Source organism: Arthrobacter arnarulunnguaqae (genome assembly GCF_051262515.1).
In the GTDB taxonomy this organism is placed as follows: Bacteria; Actinomycetota; Actinomycetes; order Actinomycetales; family Micrococcaceae; genus Arthrobacter_N.
The window spans coordinates 117656-138470 of sequence record NZ_JBIMER010000008.1; the positions used below are offsets into that span (position 1 = coordinate 117656).

Annotated in this window: 18 protein-coding genes and 1 pseudogene; 12 read left to right on the forward strand and 7 right to left on the reverse strand. The window is 62.7% G+C overall.

What is annotated here, in order from left to right:
- Nucleotides 1-34 precede the first annotated feature (34 nt).
- The 6 genes from ACHAAJ_RS09685 to tcuA all read left to right on the forward strand — a co-directional run bounded on the left by ACHAAJ_RS09685 (nucleotide 35) and on the right by tcuA (nucleotide 6599).
- The gene (locus ACHAAJ_RS09685) at nucleotides 35-469 is read left to right on the forward strand and encodes an AbrB family transcriptional regulator (RefSeq protein ID WP_435727918.1); all 435 of its coding nucleotides are present in this window, start codon (nucleotides 35-37) and stop codon (nucleotides 467-469) included.
- Nucleotides 466-987, forward strand: a complete 522-nt coding sequence (locus tag ACHAAJ_RS09690) for an AbrB family transcriptional regulator (protein ID WP_435727880.1) — start codon at nucleotides 466-468, stop codon at nucleotides 985-987. The genes ACHAAJ_RS09685 and ACHAAJ_RS09690 overlap by 4 nt, the downstream gene beginning before the upstream one ends.
- Nucleotides 988-1484: 497 nt before the next feature.
- Complete coding sequence (locus ACHAAJ_RS09695; RefSeq protein ID WP_435727881.1) at nucleotides 1485-3464, forward strand: tripartite tricarboxylate transporter permease; 1980 nt, start codon at nucleotides 1485-1487, stop codon at nucleotides 3462-3464.
- Between the two features lie 21 nt (nucleotides 3465-3485).
- Complete coding sequence (locus tag ACHAAJ_RS09700; RefSeq protein WP_435727882.1) at nucleotides 3486-4652, forward strand: isocitrate/isopropylmalate dehydrogenase family protein; 1167 nt, start codon at nucleotides 3486-3488, stop codon at nucleotides 4650-4652.
- Nucleotides 4652-5050 carry a universal stress protein gene (locus ACHAAJ_RS09705; protein ID WP_435727883.1) on the forward strand — a complete coding sequence of 133 codons (399 nt, stop codon included), beginning with the start codon at nucleotides 4652-4654 and terminating at the stop codon, nucleotides 5048-5050. The genes ACHAAJ_RS09700 and ACHAAJ_RS09705 overlap by 1 nt, the downstream gene beginning before the upstream one ends.
- A 61-nt stretch (nucleotides 5051-5111) precedes the next feature.
- Nucleotides 5112-6599: an FAD-dependent tricarballylate dehydrogenase TcuA gene (gene tcuA / locus ACHAAJ_RS09710; protein WP_435727884.1), complete on the forward strand. Its 1488-nt coding sequence runs from the start codon at nucleotides 5112-5114 to the stop codon at nucleotides 6597-6599.
- 1177 nt (nucleotides 6600-7776) lie between these two features.
- Here the strand turns inward: tcuA and ACHAAJ_RS09715 are convergent.
- The 3 genes from ACHAAJ_RS09715 to ACHAAJ_RS09725 are packed head-to-tail and all read right to left on the reverse strand — an operon-like array spanning nucleotide 7777 to nucleotide 9754.
- Nucleotides 7777-8283, reverse strand: a complete 507-nt coding sequence (locus tag ACHAAJ_RS09715; RefSeq protein WP_435727885.1) for a hypothetical protein — start codon at nucleotides 8281-8283, stop codon at nucleotides 7777-7779.
- Between the two features lie 48 nt (nucleotides 8284-8331).
- Nucleotides 8332-9168 carry a TIGR02391 family protein gene (locus ACHAAJ_RS09720; RefSeq protein WP_435727886.1) on the reverse strand — a complete coding sequence of 279 codons (837 nt, stop codon included), beginning with the start codon at nucleotides 9166-9168 and terminating at the stop codon, nucleotides 8332-8334.
- Between the two features lies 1 nt (nucleotide 9169).
- Nucleotides 9170-9754: a recombinase family protein gene (locus ACHAAJ_RS09725; protein WP_435727887.1), complete on the reverse strand. Its 585-nt coding sequence runs from the start codon at nucleotides 9752-9754 to the stop codon at nucleotides 9170-9172.
- Nucleotides 9755-10346: 592 nt separating this feature from the next.
- Between ACHAAJ_RS09725 and ACHAAJ_RS09730 the strand changes: the two genes are divergently transcribed.
- The 4 genes and pseudogenes from ACHAAJ_RS09730 to ACHAAJ_RS09745 all read left to right on the forward strand — a co-directional run.
- Nucleotides 10347-11234 (forward strand): helix-turn-helix domain-containing protein, encoded by an 888-nt coding sequence (locus tag ACHAAJ_RS09730; RefSeq protein WP_435727920.1) that lies wholly within the window; start codon nucleotides 10347-10349, stop codon nucleotides 11232-11234.
- 127 nt (nucleotides 11235-11361) lie between these two features.
- Nucleotides 11362-13248 carry an oxidoreductase gene (locus ACHAAJ_RS09735; protein ID WP_435727888.1) on the forward strand — a complete coding sequence of 629 codons (1887 nt, stop codon included), beginning with the start codon at nucleotides 11362-11364 and terminating at the stop codon, nucleotides 13246-13248.
- A gap of 10 nt (nucleotides 13249-13258) precedes the next feature.
- Entirely contained in the window at nucleotides 13259-13795 is a 537-nt protein-coding gene (locus ACHAAJ_RS09740; protein ID WP_435727889.1) for a VOC family protein, read from the forward strand.
- 165 nt (nucleotides 13796-13960) lie between these two features.
- Nucleotides 13961-14176, forward strand: a pseudogene (locus ACHAAJ_RS09745) (3-hydroxyacyl-CoA dehydrogenase family protein); the annotation flags it as partial.
- 163 nt (nucleotides 14177-14339) lie between these two features.
- Here ACHAAJ_RS09745 and ACHAAJ_RS09750 read toward each other — a convergent pair.
- From ACHAAJ_RS09750 to ACHAAJ_RS09765, 4 genes are all read right to left on the reverse strand, one after another.
- On the reverse strand, nucleotides 14340-15176 hold the full coding sequence (locus tag ACHAAJ_RS09750; protein WP_435727890.1) for a hypothetical protein: 837 nt from the start codon (nucleotides 15174-15176) through the stop codon (nucleotides 14340-14342).
- 390 nt (nucleotides 15177-15566) lie between these two features.
- Nucleotides 15567-16598 (reverse strand): XRE family transcriptional regulator, encoded by a 1032-nt coding sequence (locus ACHAAJ_RS09755; RefSeq protein WP_435727891.1) that lies wholly within the window; start codon nucleotides 16596-16598, stop codon nucleotides 15567-15569.
- Nucleotides 16599-16615: 17 nt separating this feature from the next.
- On the reverse strand, nucleotides 16616-17272 hold the full coding sequence (locus tag ACHAAJ_RS09760) for a hypothetical protein (RefSeq protein WP_435727892.1): 657 nt from the start codon (nucleotides 17270-17272) through the stop codon (nucleotides 16616-16618).
- Nucleotides 17273-17362: 90 nt separating this feature from the next.
- Nucleotides 17363-18112: a hypothetical protein gene (locus ACHAAJ_RS09765; protein ID WP_435727893.1), complete on the reverse strand. Its 750-nt coding sequence runs from the start codon at nucleotides 18110-18112 to the stop codon at nucleotides 17363-17365.
- Nucleotides 18113-18474: 362 nt separating this feature from the next.
- Between ACHAAJ_RS09765 and ACHAAJ_RS09770 the strand changes: the two genes are divergently transcribed.
- On the forward strand, nucleotides 18475-19065 hold the full coding sequence (locus ACHAAJ_RS09770; protein ID WP_435727894.1) for a hypothetical protein: 591 nt from the start codon (nucleotides 18475-18477) through the stop codon (nucleotides 19063-19065).
- Nucleotides 19066-19372: 307 nt separating this feature from the next.
- Nucleotides 19373-20623 carry a hypothetical protein gene (locus ACHAAJ_RS09775; RefSeq protein WP_435727895.1) on the forward strand — a complete coding sequence of 417 codons (1251 nt, stop codon included), beginning with the start codon at nucleotides 19373-19375 and terminating at the stop codon, nucleotides 20621-20623.
- The last annotated feature ends 192 nt before the right edge of the window (nucleotides 20624-20815 follow it).

The window sequence follows — 20815 nt, forward strand, 5'->3', positions numbered from 1 at the left end:
CGCCGGTGCCCTGATCGGGGCTGTGAGTGGCGCCATGGCGGTGAACGCCTTGTCCGAAAGGCGCTTTCCGCGCCGAAAGAGGCACCGCCGGGCCGCTAGGACGCACAGCCGAGCCCTCCCGAGGCCACTGCGTATCACCGGCCAAGTGTTGCTGGGGGTCATCGCAGGCTCCCAGTTGACCGCGGACACTCTGGGACTTCTGCTCGGCGCCCTCGCCCCCGTCCTTGGCTATGTTGCCGTCCTCCTCGGCAGCACCGTGCTGCTGGCCCGATACCTGTTCACCAGGCACCGGATCGACCCGTTGACCGCGGTCATGTCAGCGGCACCGGGAGGCGTCAGCGAGCTCCTCATCTCCGCCCAGCGCCAAGGGGCGGATCTTCACGTTGTGCTCACCATCCACATGTTCCGTGTGCTGGTGGTCGTGCTGGTCGTCCTGCCAGTGCTGATCCTAACCCTGGAGACCGGATGAGCCCCGAACTTCTGGTACTTCTCGCCGGCGGAATGGCCGGCGCCGCAGCGGGACGCCTGGTGCGACTCCCGATGTGGCCGATCACGGGAGCGATCGTGGGATCCGCGGCCACGACCATGATGCTTACCGTGACCGCCACTGTGCCGTCAGGCCTCAGTTTCGTCGCCCAGGTGCTCGTCGGCACCGCGGTCGGGGCAACTGTGCTGCCGGGGTTCATGAAGCAACTGCGTGTCCTGGTCCTGCCGGCGGTGATCATCACGGTTTTGCTGATTTCCGTGGGCATCGGTGGTGCCGCAGTGGTCATCGCACTCGGGCTGCTGGAACCGCGCGCAGCTCTGCTGGGCATGGTGCCCGGTGGCGTAGGCGAAATGGTTGCCGCCAGTACCGGGCTCAAGGCGGACAGCGCCCTGGTCGCGGGTCTGCACATCGTGCGGCTTCTGCTGAGCCTATGGGCGCTTCCTCTCCTGATCCGGTGGGCTTCTACCTGGAAGCCTCCCCGCCCTCCGGACGATCTCTAGCAGAGTGAAGTTTAGCTTCACCCAGGTCACCACAAGTGGGGCAATCAAGCGAGGACCCACTCGTGGTGGATTCGTGCCTCTAGAGACAGAACCTAGGCGTAGTTCGCCTGCCCTATCATCACGCCTTATCCCCAATGATCCTGCTGACCCCACTCCGTGGAATGAAGTGTTTCTTCACGGTATTTGCAGTAAGTCGCATCTACTTAAGTCACAAAGATAGGGTGAAGCTCGTTACTGTTAGCTGAGTCACTAGCCTCCAACCCCAGTGACTCGGCCCTGAAAGGAAAAACGATGGGACCCACTATGACCCCAATGCAGGCCCGTGGATCTGTGCTCACGCAAAGTACCCGGAGCGCGCCAGGCCGTCAGGGGTTGCCCCGTGAGTGGCAGGCTGCACGCATGCGTGAACAGCCGGGCGGCCCCGGCCCGCAGGCGTATTCCTGGGACACGGTTACCGCCACCGGAGACCTCTCCAAGCTCGTGGGGGAGGCGCGCTCATGGTAGATGCAGCCCTTGCCGCACTGGAGGCGTTCCTAGACCCGAGCATGTTGCTCTTTCTCTTGATCGGCGTTGTCGCGGGACTTGTCATCGGCGTCATTCCGGGACTTGGAGGCACCGGTGCCGTCGCGGTGCTGCTTCCCTTTGTGTTCGTGCTTGATCCGGCGCAGGCCATGGCATTGATTATCGGTGCCGTCGCAGTCGTCCACACTTCGGATGCCGTTACCTCCATTCTCATAGGTATCCCCGGTTCGGCTTCGGCTTCCGTTCTGCTCCTCGACGCCCATCAGATGGCCCGCAAGGGCCAGGGGGCGAGGGCACTATCGATCTCATTCCTGTCCTCGATGATCGGTGGTCTCATCGGCGTCGTTACCCTGACGCTGGCCATCCCGATCGCGCGCCCGCTGGTACTGTCTCTGGGCTCGCCCGAGATCTTCATGTTGACCGTGCTGGGTGTTGCATTGACGGCCATGCTGTCCAAGGGCCACGTACTCAAAGGACTCATCGCGGGCCTGTTCGGCATTCTTTTGGCGCAGATCGGCGGGGCGCCGACCTCACCGGAGTACAGGTACACCTTCGGTTCCCTCTACCTCACCGAGGGGCTGGGGCTTGTCGCCGTCGCCTTGGGAATTTTCGGGGTTGCGGAAATCATTTCTCTGGTGGCCCGCAAGGGTGCCATCTCCAGCGTGGAGGACCTCGGATCCGGCTGGGGAGAAGGAGCCAGGGATGTCGTCAAGCACTGGTTCCACGTTGTGCGCGCGTCCATGATCGGCGTACTGGTTGGCATCCTGCCGGGTGTGGGTGCGACCGCCGGCTCCTGGATGGCATACGGGCAGGCTCAAGCGACCTCTCGCGGGAAGAACAAGGGCAACTTCGGCAGCGGTGATCCCCGCGGGGTCATCGCCCCGTCCGCCGCCGGAAACGCGGTAGAGGCCGGTGCACTGATCCCGACCCTCCTCTTCGGCATCCCCGGCGCCGCTCCCTTCGCACTGCTCCTGGGCGCCCTGTTGATCTTCGGCATCGAGCCGGGTCCCCGAATCCTCACGAACAACCTCGATATCGTCTACGTCATCGTGTGGTCGTTCGCCATCGCGAGCGTGGTCGGTGCCCTGTTCTGCTTCCTTCTAGCCAAGCCCCTGGCCAAGCTAAGCTTCGTCCGCTTTCCGTTGCTTGCGGCGGCGATCATTCCGGTCCTGTTCATGAGTGGCTTCCAGGAACCCCTCGAGCTACAGGTCTTTTGGGTGATGTTGCTGTTGGGCGTGGCGGGCTGGGTCATGAAGACCTTCGACGTGCCTCGCGCCCCGTTCCTCATCGGATTCGTTCTTGCCATTCCGCTCGAACGCTATTACTTCCTCACCGCCAATCTGTATGACTTCACCGAATGGGTCACCCGTCCCGCGGTCCTAGTCATGATCGCGATCCTGGTCGTTCCGGCCGTGGTCAGCCTGGTCCAAAAACTGCGAGGAAAGGGTGAACCGGAGGGAACGATCCGTGAAGGAGCTGAGACCGGGGACTCGGTGGCCCCAACGTTCCTGTACCCGGTGGTTACTGCAGCGCTCCTGGCCCTGTTCCTCACAGGATTCGTCCTGGCGCAGTCCTTCTCAGAGGCAGCCGGACTGTTTCCGAAACTAGTCGGGGGGATCGGTGCGATCCTGTGCATCATCGCCCTCATGGTCGACATCCGGAAGCACCGAGCCGCCAAGCGGCTCGAAAGCAACCCGGACAGAAGCGCATGGCACCAGATGCTGCGCACAGTGGCCATCTCCCTGCTGTGGATCCTCGGCTACATCATGATCGTCTACGTCTTCGGAATGCTGGTCGGAACCATCATCTATGTGCCGGTGTTCCTGTGGCTGGTGGCCAGAGCGCGCATTCGCACGATTATCGTCTACCCGATCGTGCTCCTGGGGTTCCTTCTGGTCCTGCAGGAATACGCCCAGATCGTCATGCCCGTCGGTTACATCTATCTGGGCATCTGACCAGGATCGAAAAGGAAGAACATGAATTCATCCGACATCACCGTTGCCGTCCCGGTCGGCAACCAGCCGCGCGAACTCAACGTGGCCGTCATGCCCGGGGATGGGATCGGCCCCGAGCTCGTCCGCAGTGCGGTCCGGATCATGCAGGCCGCTTGCGCGATGACCGGTCTCACGCTCCATACCAGCGAAGAACGAGCAGGCGCCGAGTTGTACCGTGAGACCGGTTCGGCGCTGCTCCCCGGCGCTCTCGATCGGCTCCGCTCCGCGGACGGTGTGCTCAAGGGCCCCGTCGGTTTGCCCGAGGTGCGCAAACCCGACGGCACCGAGGGCGGCCTCCTGGGCGGCATCCTCCGGATCGAGTTGGACACCTTCGCCAACGTACGCCCGGTGCGACTCCTGCCCGGCGTTCGGGCTGCCACCACGGCCGAGCCCGGCTCCATCGACTATGTGATCGTGCGAGAGAACACCGAGGGGCTCTACCTGTCGCGCGGAGCCGGCGTGCGCAACTACCACGCGGCCTCGGATCAGATGCTGATCACCCGTGCCGGCACCGAGAGGGTTGTCCGCTTCGCGTTCGAGACTGCCCTGCGAAGGACCGGCGCCCCCCGTGATGGCGTCCGCCGGGTGACCTGCGTGGACAAGAGCAATGTCCTGCGCAGTTTCGCCCTGTTCCGGGAAGTCTTCGACGAGATGGCCACCGAGTACCCACAGGTCGAGGCCGACCACTGCTACGCCGACGCGGCCGCACACGCGCTCGTCACCGAGCCGGACCGTTTTGACGTGCTGGTAATGGAGAACTTCCTCGGCGACATCCTGAGCGACCTGGGCGCTGGAACCGTCGGCGGACTGGGCATGTGCCCCTCGGGGAACATCGGCGCAGACGCCGCCTACTTCGAACCCATCCACGGCAGCGCCCCGCTCATTGCCGGTCGCAACCTCGCTAACCCTGTGTCCCAGATACTTAGCGGCGCGATGCTCCTCAACCATTGTGGCCATCCCGGAGCCGCACAAAGCATCGAGTTGGCGGTCGAAACAGCCTTCGCCGACGGCCACATACCCATCCTGCCCACGGGATCCCCCACAACGGGAACCGAAGCAGTCACGGAAACCGTACTCGGATACCTACCATCCGCTGGACAGTGCATTCGGGATGAATCCCAAAATAAGAATCCCCGAAAGGAACCCTGATGAGCATCGTTCTGGCATATGTGCCACATACCCGCGGCGAAGCGGCCCTTCTGTTCGCAATCAAAGAAGCCTCCCTTCACCACACACAGCTGATAGTGGTGAACTCATCCCGCGGCGGGGCGCTCGGGGACCCGCACTTGGCTTCGGCCGAACAGTTGGACGCACTACGCGATCTGGGGGAAAAAGCGGGAATCGAGGTCGAGATCGAGCAACCAATCCGAAACGAGGACCCCGACTTTGAAGTGCTTGAGGCTGCCAAGAGGCATGGGGCGACCATGATCGTCCTTGCCACGCGTCGCCGCTCGACGGTGGGCAAATTCGTGTTGGGCAGCACGGCCCAGCGAATCATTATGAACGCCGACGTTCCAGTCGTCACCGTGAAACCAGCCCGTCCCTAAGTCCTTTACCCGAGAGCCATGCGCTCGCCTCACCGCGAACAGACAAGAATAGGAAACGCCCATGACCAGCAATCAGACCCATCAAATCACTCACGCCGACGTGATCGTCGTCGGAGGGGGCAACGCCGGCTTCTCGGCCGCCCACGCAGCGGCCGAGCGAGGCCGCTCGGTGGTACTCCTCGAGAAGGGAGAGGCGGACATGGCAGGCGGCAACAGCTACTACACCGCCGGGGCCACCCGCATCTCCCACGACGGCTTCGAAGGCATTCGCGATGTGGTGGAGCCCGACGACCGCCATCCACTGACCGAGGTGCCGCCGTATTCGCCCGAGGAGTACGCCGCAGATCTGGCCAAAGTGACCAACGGTAAGAACTATTCGGATCTGACGCAGGTGCTCGTCACAGAGAGCCAGCCGACTCTTCGATGGCTACACGGACTCGGGCTCAAGTACCGGCTGATGTACGAGCGCCAGGCCTACGAGCGGCCGGACGGCGGCTACCTGTTCTGGGGTGGTCTGCACATCGGCAACGTCGGCGGAGGCGAAGGCCTCATCGCCGACCACACCCGGGTGGCGCACGAGCTGGGCATCGACGTCCGCTACGGCCATGACGTGACCGGTCTGCTGGTCGAGAACGGCAAGGTGGTGGGCGCCGAGTTCACGGACTCCAACGGGCAGGCCGGGCAGCTCAGGTCCGAATCGGTGGTCCTGGCTGCCGGCGGCTTCGAGACGAACCCCGAGCTCCGCCGCGAACACCTAGGTGAGGGATGGGAGAACGCGAAAGTGCGAGGCACCCCCTACAACAACGGATCGCTCCTCCAGGCGGCACTCGATCTGGGGGCCGCTCCGGGAGGGGACTGGAGCACCTGCCACAGTGTCCAGTGGGACGCCTTCACCGAAAAGAACGAAAGCAACCGCGAACTCACCAACCGGCTCACGCGAGGGGGCTACCCGCTCGGCATCATCGTGAACACCGAGGGGAGGCGTTTCCTCGACGAGGGCGCCGACTTCCGCAACTACACCTACGCCAAGTACGGGGCCGAGATCCTCAAACAGCCCGGATCGATCGCGTACCAAGTCTTCGACGCCTCGCAGCGCGCCCTCCTGCGGAGCGAAGAGTACGACATGCCGGGCATCTCCGTGGAGAGCGCCGACTCGATCGAGGAACTCGCACGCAAGATCAATGTGGACCCCTCACATCTGGCCGCCACCGTCGAGGCATTCAACTCCTCTATCGACCTCAACATTGCCTGGGACCCCACCGTGAAGGACGGCCGGAAGGCCGAGGTCGAGCCGCCCAAGAGCAACTGGGCCGCCCCCTTGGAAACGGGCCCCTTCTACGCCTTCGCCGTCACCTGCGGAATTACCTTCACCTTCGGAGGCTTGAAGGCTGATACCCACGGCCGAGTCCTGAGGGCGGACGGGGAGGCCATAGATGGGCTCTACGTCTGCGGTGAGATGCTAGGTGGTCTCTTCAGCGAGAACTACCCGGGCGGGACAGGTTTGGCCGCCGGCATGGTGTTCGGTCGACGGGCGGGGCAACTAGCCTAAAGTTGGCCTCCCAATGCCTCGAACTGGAACGTGCGACCGCACCACAAGGCCCCAACGCAGGCCATGTGGTGCGGTCGCGGGATTATCCCGACAACCCGAAACCGACTAGTGGCGAATATGCCGGCGGATGGCCGCTGGCCGGGGACTCCCCTCTTGCGCAGGGCGTTCCCGGGTGCGCTGAGATCCATGAGCATGACGCCATGCCTTCCTACAAGGAAGAACCACGTCGTGCCTTCCGCGGTGCATTTCCCGCTCAGGCTCATCTTTGGTCGGAGGGCGCTCCGCGGGAATCGCGAAGATTCTCGACGGCGGGGGTGACACCTACTTCGCTGACCGCAACAGGACCAAGATTGGGGTCCTCCTCGTCTGGACCGAGGTCTTCTCGACTTGGGAAGAGCGGAGCGTCATCCGTCGTCTCGGAGTCCGCTTCAGTGGTCCCCGCGGAGGTATCGGCTGGATCCGGAAAATCTTCTGATGAACCGCCCATGTGTTGTCCTTTCGGTGCGTGGTGACGAGAGGAGTTACCTAACCACGATTCTGGTCGCTTAGGAGCCATTCCCCGATCCGGTTTGGACTGCCTGCCAGCGCTGACCCATTCGTTCTTAGAGTCTGCACGCGGCCGAGCCAGAATCCAAGCTCAGGGGAGGCCGCACCGTGGCGACACGTCCTCCCAGCTCGCCGACGCCTGCAATGGCCCGGGCTGAGCCAATCGGGCGGACGCACGGGAGTTTCCTGGGACTGTCAGGCTGTTTATGTCGAATCATCAGCCGTTGACTGTCAGGATGAACTCTAAAACCTTGCGCGACGGGTGTCCAGAATCGAGAAAACTGATCCTAACCTGACGCGATTTGAAGGCGTCCCTGACGTCAGGCTGGGGCGTACTCCATCCTGACGCCCACCCGTTGGGGCTATGCCGATAGGTGACGGGCGCCGAGGAGTAGGTTCGTGGTGCGCCGACCAATTCTCCCGTCATTCCAGAGTCCTCGCATTCCCGTATGGCCCGCCCGTAAAACTGCCACCTCATCGACCTGGCCGCAGGAGTACGTCGCGATGAGCTCCATATTGATCTGATCTCACCGGGCGTCCGGCCCCCGACCTCGCGGCCCCAGTTCGACCAGGCACTCGACGCGCTGGTCGATGGCCGGGCCGCCGTAACGGCAACTTGGGTCTAAACGGGCTAATCAGACGGCAAATAGACGTATGCCCAAAGGTCCTCCGAGACCTTAAAAAGCCGTGCGCCGATTTCATCAAGCTCGTCTAGTCCAAGCAAACTGGACTCCCAGACCGGACTCCGCCCATCCGGCGCGGGTCCGTTTTTCCGTCGGCGAGAGAAGACCGTTTTGCCTCCGAACATGAGTTCTCCCACGCTCGCATGCAGGATCCGATTACGTTGCACTAGGGCTGCCCTTGCTTCCGTGAGCATTGCCAGGACTTCGACCCTGTCCTTGTCGATGGTTGTCGTTGAGTCAGTGACCAATTTCCTTACAAGTTCGATTACCGCTGACGCACTCATGTTTGCAGTCACGGCGTATCCAATTTCGTAGTCGTCGGTGTTGATTAACCGGGCACACAGGTGCACAAGGTTCTGTTCCACGCTCGCGGCCCAGATAGCGATGCGGCCTACAGCGGCTTCTCCCTCGGAGGTCGTGCCGACGTACGCGCGGTGCCCCTGCATTTCCGTCATTGCTGGGTCTGTACTCATTGCTCGGGCGCACCTTCCTCGGTTGCCTTCTTAAGCCGTAGCAGATTCGGGTTGGGCTGTATCAAGACGCTTGTGAATGTAGGAGAACAGAGACATGGCGTCGAGGAAGTCGTTCAGGTCCTCTTCTCGATGGATCCGGTTGGAATGCGCTCGGGGGTTGCGATAGTGGCCGTGAACGCCGACTAGGAGACTACGGAACCCTTCGTGCTCGATTTGGTCAGATTCGGTGAGGTAGTCGTTGATGAACAGTCGTGGGGCGGTTCGGTTTTTGCCGTCTCGGTGTCCGAACGCTGCGTTGTACAGGGCCCAGCCATCACCGATCAAGCCCGTCATTTCGCGGACCCTGTTGGGAATGCTCTTTGCGGCTTCGCTGATCGCGTGGAACAGGGACTTGTTCACGAGTTCTTCTGAGCAGTAGGTGAAGAGCAAGTCGTGGACGGCCCGGTGTCGTAGTTCCGTGTGAAGGCGCCCGGCCAGTTTTGCACCTTCGCTTAGTGTGGTCGCCTTAGCCAAGGCGCGGGCTATCCGTCCTTTTTCGTTGACCACGAGCTTGTGGAAGATCATCACCTCGTTCAGCTGCTGCCGAAGATCCTCAAACCGTTGCCGGTCTTTAACGTAGCGTTCCGGGGCCATGGCGCGGGTGATAAACCGGATAAAGATCCTGCCGTCGAGGCGCTGCGCTCCATACAGTGCGTCGAAGAGGCCTGTCCGCTTGTTGACGTTGCGATCCCGGGCCTCTGTCCCAATGCTGCCGAGCAGCTTGTCGATCTCAGCGCCAGAGAGTCCTGGCTCCTGGGTTTGCCCGAGAACATCGCAGACCGCTTGGACCAGGCCGTAGGAGTATCCTTCTGTCGGTTCCGAGCTCAATTCAGGCCACCCGCGATCCGGACGTGGTACTACCGGCGACCGCGGCGCTCTGGGCCAGGAGGCCGAGATAGCGGTACACCGTGGCCCGGCTGATGCCCAGCAGCTTCGCGATCTCCGGCGGCGTCAACCCGGCCTCCCGGTATTGGCCGGCCTGCCGCACCTTCTCGCTTTCGGGCGTGACGCCGGGCCGTCCGCCCCTGCGGCCTCGTTCGGCCGCCGCCGCAAGTCCGGCGCGGGTGCGTTCGGCGAGCTGGTCGCGCTCGAGCTGCGCGAACGCGGACATGATCGTCAGCATCGCCTTGCCCATCGGGCCGGTGGTTGCGATCCCCTCCGTGAGGGACCGGAAGTGGACGCCCCGGGATTCGAGCGAGTCCACGAGTTCGAGCAGGTGACGAGTGCTCCGTCCGAGCCGGTCGAGCTTCCACACCACCAGCTCGTCCCCAGTCCTGGCGTTCTCCAGCAGCTTGTCCAGCTGCGGTCGTCTTGCTTGGGTGCCGCTGACCCCGTGGTCCGTGTAGACCTTCAGGCACCCGGCGCCGTCGAGCGCCCGCGTCTGCAGGTCCGCGTTCTGTTCTAACGTGCTCACGCGTGCGTACCCCAAACTTGCCACTGTGCCCCGTCTCAATAACTCGATCAATTCCGTCTAGTTGAGACGTTAGCGAATGAGACAGTGTATTGAGACGCGACGCGCTGATCCGATCGGCAGCGGATGGCGGAGATGGCGCGGATCCGGGTTTCGCCGGGCGGCTCCTCCATATGCACCGCTACGATGTCTCATCAAACGAACGTTTTCTGAGACCAAGAAAAGTCCGCGAACAGGAAGTGACAGGGCTTCCTCTCTACTTGTGAGGTACCGCAACAGAAACTAAGCCAGAAACGAGACACTTCAGCTCCCCCGGATACTCAGGAGACCGTCCCTGAAGCGCGGTAGATGCTGGGCCGCCACTGCCGCCATCACTACCGGCATCCCCTTGCCCGCGTGGGCCATCAAAAGTAACCGTGCTCCTCGGCGATGTACTCCAGCGCCGGTCTGGTTGGCCTCGTGACACTTGGTGTCGGCCGTTGCTTGGTGACGTTCAAAGTTGGCCCGCCCTCACCTCGAGTGTTATCCTCACCACACTCCGGCCGCTTTGCCCCTAAGCGGCCTGCCGTCTGCAAAGGGAGTACCAGTGACGACGATGTCCACGGTCAGCAATGAGATGGTTAACGACTTCTCGACGAGCCATCTTCCGTGGCGACTGAACGTCCGGCGCGACGCCGTGTTGGAGCATAAGACCGTGCTGCTCGGAGGACCATGGGCCGTGGATTGCCGGTTGGGCGGAATGACCGGCCGCCGCGATTCCAGGGAGATCGAACGCACTGACGGCGAGTACGTCGCCGTCCTCCTGGTGCGGCAAGGTCGCGAGACGTTCACGCAGAGCGGCCGGGCAGCCGAGATCGCTCCCGGCTACGCGGCCCTCTGGGACGGGGTCCGGCCCAGCGAGTGCTTCAGCAACGGGACGCTCGTTAAGACCACCTTGTTCCTGCCCCGCGACCTCTGCCGCGACGCAGTGCCCCAGCTGGAGACGCTGGTCGCCCGCCCCTTGCCACCATCCCCGAGCCTCCGGCTCCTCTTCGACTGGCTGCGGACCTTGAAGACGATGAAAGGACTGGACGGCGACGCAGCTGCCACCGCGGGACGCGTCGCCATCGACCTGCTGTCCTCGGCCATCGGCGCCTCGCCCGGCCTGACATTGGATACACGGGCCATCCGGTTGATGGAGGTCAAGGCCTTTATCGACGCGAATCTCGGCGACGCCCAGCTCACCGTGGACGACATAGCCCGCGCCAACGCGGTGTCCACCAGGTATTTGCACATGTTGTTCCAAGGCAGCGGGGAAACCTGCCGCCAATACCTGATGTGCCGGCGTCGCGAAACGGCCAACCGGCTCCTTCAGTCGAGCGGTCCGCTGTCCATCACGGAGATCGCACACCGGACCGGCTTCGACAACCCCTCGTCCTTCAGCCGCGCCTACCGCGCGGCCTACGGTCGATCGCCGCGGGAGGCCCGAGGCGCGCGCAGCTGAATGTGAGCCGCGCAACACTCTGCGCGCGGGGCACACTGTTGTGCGCACCGCGACAAGTTCCGCGCCCGGATTCCTTCGATACTTGCTAGCAACCGAGGAAACGTCTCCCCGTATCGAAGGAGCCCCCATGTTGCCCACGACCATCACCACCAGCGGCCCCGTCAAGCACGGCGCCCTGTTCCAGCCCGGGCGGATCGGGCGGATGGCGCTCAAGAACCGCTTCGTGCAGTCGCCGATCTTCACCCAATACGCCGGGACGTCCGGGGAGGTGACCGACCGGCTCATCGAGTATTTCCGGGAGCGGGCACGCGGCGGGGCCGCCCTGCTCATCACGGAGAACACGTCCGTCGACTGGGAGGTCGGCCGCACGGTGGGCCACCCGATCCGGATCGACCACGACCGGTTCCGGTCCGGCCTGGCTGACCTGGTGGAGGCCGTGCACAACGAAGGCTCGAAAATCGCCGTCCAGTTGCACCACACGGGCCGGCAGAACTCGCAGGGAAACACCGAGGGCAACGTGCCGCCGATCGCTCCGACGGCGGACATCACCAGCGCCTTCGGAACGGCGCCGCGCGCCATCGAGCTCCACGAGATCCCGGGCCTGATCGAGAAGTACGCCCACGGAGCCCGCCGTGCGAAGGAGGTGGGTTTCGACGCGGTCGAGCTCCATGGGGCGCACGGGTACCTCCTCCAGCAGTTCCTCTCCCCCAAGACCAACAAGCGCACCGACGAGTACGGCGGCTCGCTGGAGAACCGTGCCCGCTTCGCGCTCGAGGTCGTGCGCGCTGTCCGCGAGCAGGTCGGACCCGACTACCCGGTGATCTACCGGTACAGCGTCGAGGAACCCTACGAGGGCGGACTGTCCATGGAGGACGGCCTCGCGTTCGCCGGGATGCTGGAGGAATACGTCGACGCCCTCGACGTCTCGGCGGGCAACTACGACACCGCGGCCACGCTGCTGCCGATGGTCCCTCCGGGCAACCTCCTGCACTACGCCAAGGCCGTCAAAAAGCGCGTGTCCGTCCCCGTCATCGGCGTCGGACGCCTCGTCTGGCTCTTGGACGAGCTGAACGCCGACGTCGCCGCCGGGGAACTGGACTTCGTCGCCATGGGACGCGCGGCGCTGGCCGACCCGACCATCGTTGACAAGACCCGCCGCGGCGAGACCGCGCACATCCGCCGGTGCCTCGCGGTCAACGAGTGCATCTCCCGGTGGATGTTCAACGGGCAGCGCACCCAGTGCGTCATCAACCCCGCCCTGTCGCAGGAGAAGCGGGCAGCGGAGGCCCGCCGCCCGGCGCCAGTCGCCAAGCGGGTCCTCGTCGTCGGCGCCGGTCCCTCCGGATGCGAGGCGGCCATCCTGGCCGCCGATCGCGGCCACGCCGTGACGCTGGTGGACCGCGCGGAGGAGATCGGCGGCCAACTCCGGGCATGGGCCGCGGCCGAGGTCCTGAACACGGAAATCTCCACGCTGATCGCGTTCTACAGCGCCGAACTGCAACGCACCGGTGTGGAACTGCGCCTCGGAGACGAGGTTGGCGAGGCCGACCTCGCCGGATACGACGCCGTGCTGCTGGCCACCGGAACCACGGCCGACCAGGCGCCCGAGGGGTCCATCGACGCAGTGGAGATGCTGTCCACGCGCCGGGCGCCCGACGCAGAGCGGATCACCGTCCACGGCGACACCGAGATCGCCCTGTTCGCCTCGCTCTGGCTCGCCGAACAGGGCCGTGACGTGACGTTGAGTTCCCCGGGAAGCGACGTCGGCGTGGACACGAACGACATGCAACGCACCTACCTGAGCGAACTGCTCGCGGCCAGGAACGTCGCCATCCTCACCGACCAGCCGGCCCCCTCGGGTCCGGGGGTGGTCTGGGCACAGGACCGCGTGTCCAGCGACGTCATGTCCGGGGCCGTGGACGACCACCGCGTGCGCACCATCGGCACCCGGGCGCGGGGCGGCCGGATGTACGAGGCAACCCAGTCCGGCTTCTGGTCCGCGGCCCAGGTATAGAGGAGATCACATGAGCATCCGAGCCATTGAGCACATCGGCATCACCGTACCGGACCTCGAGCAGGCCACCCGCTTCTTCGCCGACGCCTTCGGGGCCGAGAAGATCTACGACATGCTGGACGAGCCGCTGGCCGGTCCCGCAGTCGAAGCCGGACTGGGCATTCCCGCCGGCGCAAGGATCGAGGCGATCCGCATGCTTCGCCTGGGAGAGGGGCCGAACCTCGAACTCTTCACCTACTCCGGCACCGACCAGAGAGAACCCGTCGTCCCCAGCGACTACGGTCTGCAGCACTTCTGCGTCTATGTCGACGACATCGACGCGGCCGCCGAGCGGCTGCAGGCCGCCGGCGGGCGGCTGCTGGGTCCGCCCGCCGACCTCCCGGGCGGCGATGCCGGACAGGGCAACCGGTACCTCTATGCGCGCACCCCGTGGGGCAGCACCGTGGAACTCGTGACCTACCCTTCCGCGCAGGCCTACGAGGCCCGCACACCGCTGAGGCGGTGGCGGCCCCGCGCAGACGCCGACGCCACACGGCAGGAAGGGTAGCGGACAGTCGATCCTGGTCCACGGCGGCATGGTCTCCAATTGATATGTAGTTTGCTTCCTGTCAAGGGGGCATGGGTGGGCGCCGCTGGACGAAGGTGTGGTCGAAGCGCCCACTCCCGAGCAGGACGGACACGAAAACGGGCGGTCCCAGGCAAACCAGCCTGGGACGACATCGACAACGCCATGGTGCTCGGCCACAAGCACCCCACCGGACCGCTGCGGACCACCGACATCGTGGGCCTGGACATGCGCCTGGGCATCGCCGAGTACCTGCACTCCACCCTCGGGGACCGCTTCGCCCCGCCCCGGATCCTCCGCGGCAAGGTCGCCCGCGGCGAACTCGGCCGCAAGACCGGCCAGGGCTTCTTCGACTGGAGCTAAAGGACAACTCTCCGCCCTCCGGGGTGGCGATAACCGCATATATGACCACTGCCCTCTCGGACCTCTGGAGGTGTGCACTAGCTTTGGTCAAAAACGCGGCGGGCCGACCAAGCCAGACCATCTGGCACGCCGGCGCTCCGATCTCACCGCTGACATCCCTGAGCTACGAAAAGCCGTGGAACATGAAAGGCCATATCTCGCCGCTGGCTGTGGTGAGTTCGTACATCGGGCGACGGCGGATTCGGGTCTTGGTCGGCATCATGATCGCCCGGCCGTCGCAGAGGCGCCGGACTTCCCGCAGCGCCTCGGTGGCGAACCCAGCGAGCTCCTCGTCGACGTCCATGATGAAGTCCATGTAGACGAAGTCTTGCCGGTAGAACAGCTCGAAGACGTCACCTCGGGACAGCATGCGGAAGTGATCGCCGACGGCGGAGGTCGTCTCCAACAAGACCTCAGGGTGAACGATGGTGACCTCATAGGGCAGGTCGCCGAGCTCGGCCACGGCCGCCGCACGGAACGTGTCGGCGACGAACTGGTGGTACCGCTCGGCATCCTTCATCCCTTGCCCTCGTTTCCTGGCGCGGCGGAGCCAACCTGGCATAGGAATCAGCCCGATTGGGGCCTCCCAGCCGCTCGAGTCAACCACCGTGCCGTCATCGAGTTCGACGTCAAGGTGCTTGCGTCCGGGAGCACTGTATTGCTTCCACCTGCCGGCGCACACGGCCTGTGCAATCCGTTCGATCATCACGAGGGAGTCATCGTTCCAGTCCAACTCCCACCGATTGGCGCCGTCCCCGAAGCTCAGCAGCAGTTCGTTCCCGTCGATGCAGAGCAGGAAAAGCTGTGGTTCGCTCCCCTTTGCAGGCTGGAACTCGGCCCCAGCAAATACCGGCGCGTCGGCCGCGGTGGACCGATGAGTCTCCACGACATTTGCCTCGCCGTCGAGACTGGAGCGGAGGCCCTCAAGGAGGGATTCCCACCTGACGGCGACCTCATCCAATGCACACTCCAGAGCGCCGCTTCTCGACCGTCGTGCTGTTCATGAGGTCACGCTACCTTGGCCCAGAATTCTTGCAGTACCAGAGGCAAGCCCCGCCAGCTTCATCCGCCAGACGTACCAGTAGTTGTGATCGTACGCAGTCACCGAGACGCCTTTCCGGCATTAGTTCTGGAACGCGGATCATAGGCGCGTCGCGTCTTGCCGCCACCCCGCGCAGGGCGTCCTACAACCAAGGAACTGGAACACCCGTATCGGCATTAGGGATGGGGAATTGCATTCGGTTTCTGGAAACTGCGGCGACATGCCGTCGGTGTCACCGGTTCAGAACACTCGCGTCATTGCGGAAGGAATCTACGCGGATTCACTGTGGTTGTGGGTCGTCTGCGAGCATCACGCAGCGACTGGTACGAGTCCTTGAAGGAATACGCGGATAACGTCAGAATTTACGTCCAATTCGTCTGCAGCCTCACGGATCCTGACTCGGCCACTACCGCCGAAGAGCGCCTTCTTGAGCAGCTGAGAGCTTTCCCTTACGATGCCTCCGGGCTCGCTTGACCGGTAGCCGGCATCCGATAGTGAGATACACATCGTGCGATACTGCCAATCGCTGAGGAGGTGCAGTTCATGCAGGCGGTGAGTCATCGCCATAGCCGAGACCTTCCAGTAGGAACGGGCTGCCAGCACACGCTCAAGGCTCGCACTGGCCATTGACTGGGCATATACGGCACTTCTCGGCATCAACAGACTTGCTGCGAAACGGTTGGCTTCCATCTCCCGGACTTTTGACTCGCTTGCCTCCATATTGTCTTCCGAATGAAGCACCAAGTGCCCAAGTTCATGAGCCGCGTCATAGCGCTGCCTTTCCCCGGATTTGGATGTATTCAAGAAGATGTACGGAACGCGATCGCGGGAAAAACAAAAGGCATCTATGTCACTGTGCTCATGCCTCAAGGCGACCACCCGCACACCTTTGGCCTCGAGCAGGTGGATCAAATTGGCTATGGGCCGATCGCTTAGATTCCAGGCACGCCGCAGAAAATCGGCCGCATGCTCCGGAGAAAGGTTCTCGATCGGTGGAATGTCTGGATCGGGAAGTTTGAACCGCGACTCTAGGAGGCCAAAGAACTCGACAGCCAGACTCGCATCGGCGAGCACGGCATCGCGCTTGGTTGCCGTGGTCCTGCTGAGCTTGCGGAAACTCGCCGACATGGTTGAAACGGGATCAATTGATTCTCGCTCGAAGAACGCTGGCGGAAGAGCGAGCGCATCCGCCAGCCTTTGTAGATTCTCGGGCGTGGGCGGGAACTTGCCGCTTTCATAATTGGTCAGGGAGCGCAGCGAGACTCCACTTTCGTTCGCCAGCTTGGTCAGACTTAGTCCAAGGCGCTGACGAGCCAGGCGAAGGCGGGAAGGGTTGAACATCTGTAATGCCTTAATACCTAGCGAGGCTCCACGGGAACATCGACTCCGAGTGTCTCGTCATCAGGCGAGTCGAAAACCGACATGTCATCGAACGGGAGGAAGGGAATCGAGATGCGATCGCTCCAATCATTGACGATGCCAGCGGGGGACATTGATTGTGGACGTAGTAGTTCGAGCTTGAGGCCTTGGTCCGTCTTTTCGTGGACCAACATCCAGAATGGCGCCGCCTCCGCGGCGGCCACTAGCTCATGATTGCCTCCCGTGTCGCCAATCTCGAAAAGGGCCGGCCAGCTCTCGGCGGCATCCAGCGAAGCGCGCGTTGCCTTTCCCTTCCGGCCGGTCCTCGGCTTCTTGCGGGGGTGCCGCTCTCCCACGTTCGTAGCAGCCGCCAGCGTGAACGAGATTAGTCCTTCCGGGTGGAGCAGTCTTGGCTGATGGTCGACGTAAACGAGCTGCCATCCGTCTTGCGACAACCTAAGCGCGAACTGTTCCATGCCGTTGTGATAAAGGTCGGTGCCTGGCGTCGATCGCAGAGCAAGGCGACTACGACCATTCGCCGTTGAAAGTGCCGGACGAAAGGCATCGTGAATCATGGTTGCCGACAGTCCCAGCAGCTCGAGGCGTTCGTCCTCGGAGTGTGGTTCGGCAACGAGCAAGAGCGTCTTTCCGGCCATGTGGCTTCATCCCCTTTATTGCGCATAAACCTACCACACTTGTGGTCGGAAAACGCGCAACACCTAGGGCACCAACCTGCGGCAGGGGATTCAGTCGCGGGATGGAAGGCTCGGTGTTGTCCAAGAGGGCGATCCAGCCTGTTCGAGATCGACAAGCCGGTAACGCTTACGGCGACGACGGATCCATGTGTCGTCGCCATAAATCTCCTCCGACGCAATTAGAAGACCCAGTTCCATCAGTTCCCGTGTGGCACGCGTCCAGGTGTCGTCGGACATCCCATACTGACGCTTGCGGTGCCCGTCCATGACCTCTCCTATGGGCTTACCCCCCGTTAGCTCACGCAAAGCGACGTAGACGGCAAGTGAGCGTCCGTTGAGCCTGAGGATCCACCCGTCCGACCAAAGCTCGATGGGCAAGGTCATATAGCGACGTTCATACCCCTTGGCCCATTCTTCGCCGGTTCCATCGGGCGAGAGAAGCCGGAAGCTGGGCGCCTTCCCGGGCTCTTGATCGCGAACAAGGAGCCGGTTCCTTTCAAGCCACCTAAGGGCTGCGGCTACCTGGCGCGGCCCCGTGTCGATTGGCAATGAAAGCATGCGCGCCAAGCTCAGCGACGTCCTGGCGGGAAGCGTGTAAGGGTGTTTCGTGGCCTGCATCGCAAGGGTCAAGTAGAGACGCAGGCGGACTTCGCCACCCCGCCCTCCTTTCATCAACCGGGCCAGCGGCGGGAGATCCCCGTCGGAGCGCACGAAGGACACGGGAAACTGGACTGACGACTTTCGCTTGGCCTTCTTTACAGCGCGTCTTAGGGACGCCAGGGCGTCAATAGGTTCCTGCACGGATTCTCCAAAAGTCGTTGTCGCTTGTAGCGGACTGACCAGATATACCGGGGGTCCCTGGGATACTGGGGGTCCTAGTATTACTTCCTTTAATACAATCCGCCAAAAACGTCTCCTGAATCCGCTGCAAAGGCCTTATCGACCCGCTTGTAACAGCACTTATATCCGCTTCAAACGCGCGCTGTATCCGCTCCGTACGTGGGGGTCTCCAACTTGTCTCCCCAGTCGCCAAGCCGGATGATTGACGACGGGTCACGGAGGACACGCCCAATACTCAGGTGTTGCCGCCGGGACCGATTCGACAATAAGCGGCACGTCCGTGCAGCCTTGGGCGTGCATAGGGTCGCGGAGAAGCAGGGGACATGGAAGAAGCATCAAGCGAGAGTCACGCAATCGTCGCGTGGGGCGACGAGAGTATGCGCACCGTCGGAGTTAAGACCCCCCTGTACCTTCTTGGCGCCGCCCTGGCCGATGCCCCTAGTGCAGACATCGCGCGCGAATCCATGCGCGGCGTCCACAAATCGGGCCTCAAGCTACATTGGAGGGAACTGGAGCACAAGGACAAACTGCAGTCCGTCCAAGCCATCGCGAATCTGAGACTCGACCATATTGTCATCGCTGCCAGCCCGCTAGATCCCAAGCGTCAGGAACGCGCTCGCGCCAAGTGCTTGGAACGCCTCTGTTGGGAGATCGAAGGCCGTGGCGGGAAGAGTCTTTTCCTGGAAGCTCGAACAGACTCGCTTAACAAGCGGGACCGCGCTCTCATACCTAGGCTCCGTGGAGCACAGGCTCTCCCGGTTGGGCTCCACGTTGATTGGCTTTTGGGATCGTCCGATCCCATGCTGTGGATCGCAGACCAAGTCGTTGGAGCCTATGGTGATGCACTTGCCGGCAATGACGAGTATCTGGAAGTCGTGAAGAAGGACGTCCTCATCGTGCCCATCGGCATATAAAACGCGAAAGCCAGGTCCCGTCACAACGGCGGGGGTCCTGGCTCCACTTCTTCCACCCCGCAGGATGGAAGCTCAAGAACAGTGTAGAGGCAAGAACAACCAACATCAATCGATAGGCCGTCGGCCACCGAGCTGGACCCCTGGCTCGGACGCTTCTGACATCCGGCGAATCCAGGTCCTTCCCGTGGGTCAGAATCTGTCCGCCACGTCCGACGTTCGCGGACTCGAAGCACGCCCCGCTGGAGGGACCAGTCGCGCGCACCCCTTCCAGTCATACTAAGTCTCCGTGGCCTCATATACTCGTTTTATGAAAGCTTTGACGCCAGCTGAAGTGTTCATTCCAGGTGGTATGCCCCAAGTGACATACGTGTCACGCGAACACCTCGGGATCGAAGGTCAAGTGGCCGAATGGGCGAACGGCGCACATACGTCGCTGCTATCCGTATCAGGACCAACCAAAACCGGTAAGACCGTCCTATTGAAGCGGTTCTTCCGCGAAGGGATCTGGCTGTCCGGGGGGGCCTTGGAGACCGCTGATGAGTTCTGGGCTTCCATCTGCGACGAGTTGGAGGTCTTCACCGATATCGACCTCTCGGCCGGCAGTTCCAAACAACACACTGCCGGTCTCGAGGGTGGCCTCAACGGCGGTTTCGTCAGCGGTAGCGGCACGGTTGGTGACACCACTAGTACTCAGCGCGACGTCTCCCGCGGCCGAACACGCTCGACAAAGTCGGCCGCTCGGGATGCCCTACTAGACAATAAGCCGTTCGTCATTGTCGACGACTTCCACTACGTGCCGCAAACGGAACAGGCCAAGATCGTCCGCGGCCTGAAGGACCTAGTCTTCGAGGGGCTGCCGGTCATGCTAATTGCCGTTCCCCACCGCGCCTACGACGCGGTGCGCGTCGAGAAGGAGATGACTGGGCGCGTAGACAGCGTTTCGCTCGGGCAGTGGGAGGAAGAGGATCTCGTTCAGATTGCCACCCTCGGCTTCGATACTCTCTCACTGGACATTTCGAACTCAATTGCAAAGCGTTTAGCGGCGGAGAGTTTCGGCAGCCCCCATCTCATGCAGGCGCACTGCCTTGCCCTCGTTCGAACGGTCCCGCAAGGCAGCTCTAAGGTGAGTGAACCGGACTGGGAAAAGTTCTTCCGTGCCCGCGCCGCGGCCGCTTCCAAGACCGCCTTCGACCTTCTCAAAAACGGACCCCGGCAGAGGAACGACCGAAACATCCGCCTGTTGAAGGACGGACTGGAAACCGATATCTACGGCGCGGTCCTAGCGGCAATCGCCAGCACGGGTCCGCGCACCTCGTTGCAGTACGAGGATGTTCGTGCTGCACTGAAGAACGTTTTGGACTCCGACCTGCCGCAGCGCCATGAAATTACAAACATCCTGGACCAGATGACCAAGATTGCTCGTGACAGGATTGAGGGCGAACCGGTCCTTGAGTACGACAACGAATATTCAATGCTCTATATCGCGGACCCGTTTTTCGCCTACTACCTTCGATGGGCACCGGAATCATTGAAAGAGTTGAGCGTTCGCCCGAAGTAAGTGACATCGGACCGGGGGCGCGTTCCCTCGGTGGCTTAGGTGACGGCGCCAGTCGTGCGGCGCTTCGTCGTCGCCGCCACCCCGGTCAACCGACACAAGGAAGCACGCCGCCGCATGAAGGAAGCGCCGCCAGTTGCGCCCGTGACACGGACGGCCTGACGCCGCCGATTCCTCGATCGTCCCATGCGGGCT